Genomic DNA, 6,289 nt, shown 5'->3' on the forward strand with positions numbered 1-6,289 from the left:
CAGGAAACTGCGTGACTACCTCGCACAAGGGAAATGGAAGGAAGCAGACGAGGAAACAAGACGGGTAATGTTAGCAGTTGCGAAACGGGAAAATGAAGGTTGGTTAGATACTAACAGCATTGATAATTTTCCCTGTGCAGACCTGCGAACAATTGACCAATTATGGGTAAAATACAGTGATGGTAAGTTTGGTTTTTCTGTCCAGAAACGGATTTATCAAGGTTTCGGTGGAACGAGAGAATATAATAGCGAAATATGGGAGAAGTTCGGGGACAAGGTAGGATGGAGAAAAGGAGAAAAGGAGAGAGTAGAAAGTAGGGGAATATGGGAAAAATTAAGGAACACTTGGTCGGATGTTTGGTCGCAGCCTGTTGGTAGTTGGTTGTACTACCAAAATATTACTTTTGACAAGAAAGCACCGGAAGGCCACCTTCCTGCTGGTGTGGGTGGAATGGAGAGAATATTAGGTTATTATTATACCACGATAAAAGAAACGGACGTGGGGTGGGGTGGTGGAGTTGGGTATTTTGGGAGGGTGTTGAAGGGAAGAGGGGTGAGTCTCTTCTATCGCGTCGAGACTTGTAGATTGTAACACGCCCTAACGGGAAGTCAAAAGTCAAAAGTCAAAAGTCAAAAATAAGACATTAATTATTTTTCATCTTTTCTTTTGTGGTGACAATTGATTTAGCAATAATTCTCATCAACTGTTCACATTCATCAACCAAATCTGCTACTTTTTCATTAGGAACAATTTCCGATTTAACTAACAACCTTAACCAATACTTTGTTTCCCTTGCTTCCTTGAGTGCTATTGATTGTTTGCTAACAAAATCCTTAAAAATCTTGAAATTTTGACTTTTGACTTTTGACTTCCCGAAGGGCTGGTTCTTTCATTTATGGGTGTGTGATTATTCATAGTCATCAAAATTTCAAACTTTTAATTAAGTATACTTAATTTTTGACTTTTGACTTTTGACTTTTGACTTTCCGAAGGGCTGGTTCTTTCATTTATTGGTGTATAATTCATGATCATCAAAATCTCCAACTTTTAATTAAGTATAATTAATTTTTGACTTTTGACTTTTGACTTTTGACTTTTGACTTCCCGAAGGGCGTAGTTTGTAGGGTGCGTTAGGAGCGTGAAAAGATTATAAAATATACAAATCAATTAAATACGCGACGTAACGCACCATTATTATTGAAGGAGATTTTAAAAAACATAATAAAATAAATTATTGAGTAAAGTGGGAAAGTCGGTGTTAGTCTCTTCTCTCCTGTCGAGACTTGTAAAGTGTAACCTGTAAAGGTTACAGAAAATTATTAAGTCTGAATCAGGATATCCAGGATTAAAGGATGTACAGGATTGTGATACTATACATTACCTATCCTGAAAACCAACATAAATCATGTCATGTTTGATGAAATATTACAAAGAATAAGAGAAAAAATTACATCACTTCAATATGTAATGACACTTCATGCAGAAGAAGAAATGAACGATGATAACTTAACAATATATGACATCGAACAAAGTATCCTGAATGGTGAAATTATAGAACGTCAAAAAGACAGAATTACCGCAGAATCAAAATATCGCATTAGAGGAGTAACCACCGATGGTGTAGAAATTGAAATTATCACTAAACTCAGTCTGAGCGGAAAATTAGTTATCATTACAGTATATACAGTTTAAAATCAGGTAACAGAAATATGAAATGCGACATTTGTAATAGCGAAGGTGTACATATCCGCAACATTACCAGAACTTATGGGAAAGGAGAAGAATTACTAATAATTGAAAATCTACCTATTATTAGTTGTCCTCATTGCGGTGAAAGTTACATGACAGCAGAAACATTACATAAAATTGAACAAATTAAACTCAACCGCAAAAATCTTGCAGTTGCACGTTTTATAGATGTTGTAAGTTTGAGTGCGTAGAATGTGTTAGGAATGCGTTAATTGTCACAAATCAGGTGGTTATCGAGCGAAGTCGAGATAATATCCAGGATTAAAGGATGTACAGGATGGTAATTTATAAATGGTTTGTTTGGTGATGAAAGTTGTATTTGTCAGAATCAGGATAACTAGGATTAAAGGATTAACAGGATGGTAATTTATAGATGGTTTAAATTATTCAAAAACAATCATTCAAAAACATCCTGAAAAATCCCCAATCCTGAAAATCCTCAAATCCTGGACATCCTGATTCTGACAAATTAAAATATTAGTACATCACAGATAAAATCAATATCCCGAATAACTCAGACAAAAAATTATGACAATAGCTGACCAAATTTACGCACTTGTAAAAACCCTACCCCCAGCACAAGCTGAAGAAATTCTCAACTTTGCAGAATTTATCCGTAATAAACACCTCAACACTAATCAAAATATCAATAACTCTCAAAATCTCTCTTGGGAAGAATTAGTTTATTCACTAGCTGGAACTTGGAAAGATGATTTTCCCAGTTTAGAAGAAATTCGCAGCAGTACAGGAGAAGATGTTTTAAGGGAGAGTTTCTAAAATGTATGTTTTAGATACCAACACTTTAATTTACTATTTTAAAGGTCAGGGACAAGTTGCTGCAAATTTCGCTAAAATACCAAACCAAGAAATTTTAATTCCTACAATTGTTCTCTTTGAATTACAAGTAGGAATTGCTAAATCAAATTCACCCGCAAAACGCACCCAACAACTGCAACAACTTTTAAACCGCATTAATTTAGTTGATTTTGATAGAGATGCTGCTTTTGGAGAAGTTTATTTAGCGCAACATTCCCAAACTGGTAAATTTGTGGCGTTAAAAGTGATGTTACCTGCGGTTGCTGGAGATGATAAGTGTGTGCAAATGTTTCTCCGGGAAATCGAAAATATGAAAGCTTTAAAACATCCCCATGTGGTGGAATTATTAGATTATGGTTATGCAGAAAACCTATTTTTCCTAGTTATGGAATATTACGAAGGTGGCAATGTTTATGATTTAATGCAGCAATTAGGAGGAAAATTACCTGTAGATATGGCTATGGGAATTATCATCGAAGTTTTAGACGGTTTAACATATACTCACAATGCCGAAATTCCTTATGTTAAATTAGCTAATGGTAGTTTTGGTAAAGGTAAAGGTTTAGTTCACCGTGATTTAAAACCAAGTAATATTTTTCTCTCTAATATTAATGGTAAATTAACAGCAAAAATCGGTGATTATGGTTTAGCCAAATCCTTCGATTTAGCTGGTTTAAGTGGACAAACTTTCACAAAAATGATCGGAGGAACACCGGGTTTTATTCCTCGTCAACAAGTGCTTAAATTTAAAGAATCTCAACCTGATGTAGATGTTTGGGCGAGTGCAGCTTGTTTGTATAATATGTTAACAGGATATTTTCCCCGCAACTTTACAAAAGATCCTTTTATAGATGTGTTAGAAAATGATCCTGTACCTATTCTTCAACGTAATCGCAATATCCCCAAAAAATTAGCCCAAGTGATAGATTTAGCTTTAATTGAAAAGCCACAAATCTATTTTGATAGGGCTGAGAAATTCAAGGAAGCGTTAAAGGAAGCGTTAATTAAAATTTAAACTTAAAATCTATGATTTCCCTGGCATTGCTAACGCAGTATTTTCGGAACTTTTGGCAACCTAGAAAGGGTTTAGCGATGGCCGAAGCTTGTATAATTGGGATAGTGGCTGCTTTATCTGCGGTATTACTCAAACAGGGTTCAGGGTGGTTGGGAACATGGAGGGTACATACAACTCACATACTACCACCATTGATCACTCTACCAGTTATTGGTATTAGTTTGGGTTTTTTCTCCGGTTGGTTAGTGCAAAGGTTAGCGCCAGAGGCCTCTGGTAGTGGTATTCCCCAAGTTAAGGCGGCTTTAGGTAATGTACCAATTACATTATCATGGAGAGTAGCTTTTGTCAAGTTAATTAGTGCCATGATTTCCTTGGGTTCGGGCTTAACCTTGGGAAGACAAGGTCCTACAGTCCAAGTGGGTGCGGGTTTAGCAGCGGGAATGAGTCGTTTAGTTCCCACCTCCCCAGACCACCGGAGACAAATGATAGCAGCGGGCGCTGGGGCAGGGTTAGCGGCGGCTTTTAATGCACCTTTAGCAGGGGTATTATTTATTATTGAAGAGTTATTACAAGATTTATCTGGTTTAACCTTAGGAACGGCTATTATTGCTTCCTTTATTGGGGGTGTGATTTCCCGGTGGTTGGGTGGCGGTAGTTTGCAATTAGACTTAAAACTAATTGATCATTCTAGCACTTTTTCTCTATTAGAAATTCCTATTTTATTAATTTTGGGAATTTTCATCGGTTTATTAGCGGCTTTATTTAGCAAGGGATTAATTTTTAGTATTCAAATTTATCGCCGTTTACATATTAGTTTACCTTTACGAGTGGCTTTAGCTGGTTTGGCTTCTGGTTTGATTATTGCTTTACTTCCTGAATATTTTCGAGATAATACAGGTTTGCGAGAGTTTATGATCACTGGTGAAGCAAATATTCCCGTAGCAGGAATTGCCTTTATCGCCCAATTTATTTTAACATTAATTGCCTTTGGTTCAGGTGCGCCCGGAGGAATATTTGCCCCTAGTTTAATTTTAGGTTCTTGTTTAGGTCATATTATTGGTGTCTGTGAATTGCAAATATTTGGAATTGGTTCACCTACCACCTACGCATTAGCAGGAATGGGGGGATTTTTTAGCGCTGTTTCCAAAGTTCCCATAACTGCAATTGTCATTGTTTTTGAAATGACCACAGATTTTAATTTAGTATTACCTTTAATGGTGGTATCTGTCACCTCTTATTTAGTTTCTGATAAAGTTTTTCCCGGTTCACTTTATGATAAACTGTTAAAATTAAATGGCATTGTTATTAATAAAGATAATGTAAATGAAGGTATATTAACACAATTAACAGCCCAGGATGTCATGCAGCGGATAGTGGAAACCTTAGAAGCAGACATGACAAAAGATGAGGTGATTAAAGCTTTTTCTCGTTCTCATCATCGGGGATTTCCTGTGGTAGAAAATAATAAATTAGTAGGATTAGTTTCCCAAACAGATTTACAGAAAATCCGTAATCATCTCCTACCAAATGAGACTCTTTTAAAAGAGATTATGACACCTCAACCAGTGACAGTCACACCCACAAATAGCCTCAGTCATGTTCTCTATTTATTAGATAGATATAAAATTAGTCGTTTACCTGTAGTAGAGGGAAAAAAATTAATTGGGATTATTACCCGTGCTGATATTATTCGTGCAGAAGCAGAACATTTAAATGGGGAAAATGGAGTGAGAAGTCCTATAGTAGAACCTTCTTATTTAGTTTACCAAACAAGATCCCCCAGTATTGGCAGAGGTAGATTATTAGTAACCATTGCTAACCCAGAAACCGCCGTCACTTTATTAGAAATGGCTGCGACTATTGCCCGCGATCGCCATTATGAAATAGAATGTTTACAAATCATTTTGGTATCTCGTCACATTTCCCCAGCAGAAACCACGGTAAACACTACAAAAAGTCGTCGCTTACTCCGACAAGCAGAAAGTTTAGCCAAAAAACAGCATATTCCCATTCATACCCAAATTCGTGTCGCCCATGATGTCGCCCAAGCAATTTTAGAAACTACCAAGGAAAGACATATAGATTTAATTTTCATGGGTTGGAAAGGAAATACATCCACCCCAGGACGGATTTTTGGTAATGTGGTAGATACCATTATTCGTCAAGCTAATTGTGATGTTGTTTTAGTAAAATTAGGTAGTAATTTTCATTCTCTCCAACAATTAAAACGGTGGTTAATTCCCATGGCCGGGGGACCAAATGCACCCATAGCTATTAAATTATTACCATCTTTAGTCACATTGGGAAATAAAACAGAAATTCGTTTGACTCAAGTCGTCAAACCTGGAGAATTTGCACCAGATATGACGGTTTTAGAAGAATCTACCCGTCAATTAATGCGTCACCGCAATTTACATAGTACCGTTGTTGCCGCATCTTTACAAGCTAACTCTGTGGCGGCTGGAGTCATTGAGTTAGTCAAGGCTGAAGATTTTGATATTGTGATTTTAGGCGCTTCCCGTGAGGGATTATTACAACAAGCAATTCAAGGTAATATTCCTGAAGCCATAGCTTCAGGTGTTAATAGTACGGTCATTTTGGTTAGTAGTGCTATTCGGGAATAGAAAACATCAATTTGTCTCATGTAACCTGAGTTCGATGTAAGAGAATAACTTACAAGTGTTGACTGGAAAGAGTTTCAGGATTAA

Annotated in this window: 7 protein-coding genes; 6 read left to right on the plus strand and 1 reads right to left on the minus strand. The window is 36.6% G+C overall.

Features of this window, described 5'->3' with window-relative positions:
* Positions 1 to 592: GUN4 domain-containing protein (locus ACIR131C_RS26590; protein ID WP_035371515.1), on the plus strand; the 592-nt coding region annotated here is incomplete at its 5' end.
* A 52-nt stretch (positions 593 to 644) separates the two neighbouring features.
* On the opposite strand, the gene ACIR131C_RS24300 is transcribed toward ACIR131C_RS26590, so the two are convergent.
* Positions 645 to 842: a four helix bundle protein gene (locus ACIR131C_RS24300; protein WP_081677159.1), complete on the minus strand. Its 198-nt coding sequence runs from the start codon at positions 840 to 842 to the stop codon at positions 645 to 647.
* A 626-nt stretch (positions 843 to 1,468) separates the two neighbouring features.
* On the opposite strand from ACIR131C_RS24300, the gene ACIR131C_RS0104890 reads away from it, so the two are divergent.
* From ACIR131C_RS0104890 to ACIR131C_RS0104910, 5 genes are all read left to right on the plus strand, one after another.
* On the plus strand, positions 1,469 to 1,693 hold the full coding sequence (locus tag ACIR131C_RS0104890) for a DUF4258 domain-containing protein (RefSeq protein WP_196803142.1): 225 nt from the start codon (positions 1,469 to 1,471) through the stop codon (positions 1,691 to 1,693).
* Between the two features lie 17 nt (positions 1,694 to 1,710).
* A complete protein-coding gene (locus ACIR131C_RS0104895) occupies positions 1,711 to 1,941 on the plus strand; it encodes a type II toxin-antitoxin system MqsA family antitoxin (protein WP_027403867.1) in 231 nt (76 codons plus the stop codon).
* 337 nt (positions 1,942 to 2,278) lie between these two features.
* Positions 2,279 to 2,527 carry a DUF2281 domain-containing protein gene (locus ACIR131C_RS0104900; RefSeq protein ID WP_028082181.1) on the plus strand — a complete coding sequence of 83 codons (249 nt, stop codon included), beginning with the start codon at positions 2,279 to 2,281 and terminating at the stop codon, positions 2,525 to 2,527.
* Between the two features lies 1 nt (position 2,528).
* The gene (locus ACIR131C_RS21940; RefSeq protein ID WP_051347494.1) at positions 2,529 to 3,581 is read left to right on the plus strand and encodes a protein kinase domain-containing protein; all 1,053 of its coding nucleotides are present in this window, start codon (positions 2,529 to 2,531) and stop codon (positions 3,579 to 3,581) included.
* Positions 3,582 to 3,592: 11 nt separating this feature from the next.
* The gene (locus ACIR131C_RS0104910) at positions 3,593 to 6,205 is read left to right on the plus strand and encodes a chloride channel protein (protein ID WP_028089295.1); all 2,613 of its coding nucleotides are present in this window, start codon (positions 3,593 to 3,595) and stop codon (positions 6,203 to 6,205) included.
* Positions 6,206 to 6,289: the final 84 nt, after the last annotated feature.

This window comes from Dolichospermum circinale AWQC131C (assembly GCF_000426905.1).
GTDB lineage: Bacteria > Cyanobacteriota > Cyanobacteriia > Cyanobacteriales > Nostocaceae > Dolichospermum > Dolichospermum circinale.

Coding starts and splice junctions, on each gene's coding strand:
- ACIR131C_RS21940 (WP_051347494.1), top strand. CDS start 2,529: ATGTATGTTTTAGATACCAACACTTTAATTTACTATTTTAAAGGTCAG.
- ACIR131C_RS0104890 (WP_196803142.1), top strand. CDS start 1,469: ATGACACTTCATGCAGAAGAAGAAATGAACGATGATAACTTAACAATA.
- ACIR131C_RS0104910 (WP_028089295.1), top strand. CDS start 3,593: ATGATTTCCCTGGCATTGCTAACGCAGTATTTTCGGAACTTTTGGCAA.
- ACIR131C_RS0104900 (WP_028082181.1), top strand. CDS start 2,279: ATGACAATAGCTGACCAAATTTACGCACTTGTAAAAACCCTACCCCCA.
- ACIR131C_RS0104895 (WP_027403867.1), top strand. CDS start 1,711: ATGAAATGCGACATTTGTAATAGCGAAGGTGTACATATCCGCAACATT.